The 238-nt window shown below is 54.6% G+C and carries 1 pseudogene; it reads right to left on the bottom strand.

From position 1 onward, the window contains the following. Positions 1-180, bottom strand: a pseudogene (locus SB725_RS33765) (hypothetical protein); the annotation flags it as partial. Positions 181-238: the final 58 nt, after the last annotated feature.

Below are 238 nucleotides of genomic sequence, written 5' to 3'. Positions count from 1 at the left end.
GCCTGCACTGCCACCCCATTGCGGATAGAGACGTAATGAAACTCGTTGCATGCAACGGACATTATTAACGAGCCAGGCTGACGGAACATAGCATACCGCCTTGTCGCTGACCCACAGCAAGGGCATGTCGGGCGGCGCGTCGACGGTATGAATCTGGCCGTTGATGTTGAGCGTTGTCATAGGCGGCTCCGAGTGGGATTTATTGTCTATCCGGCTATTTAGACTGGGACGTTGAACC

The sequence above is a fragment of the Pseudomonas sp. SIMBA_041 genome (assembly GCF_046535095.1).
GTDB classification, from domain to species: domain Bacteria; phylum Pseudomonadota; class Gammaproteobacteria; order Pseudomonadales; family Pseudomonadaceae; genus Aquipseudomonas; species Aquipseudomonas mucoides.
This window is presented reverse-complemented; position numbering and strand designations above follow the sequence as displayed.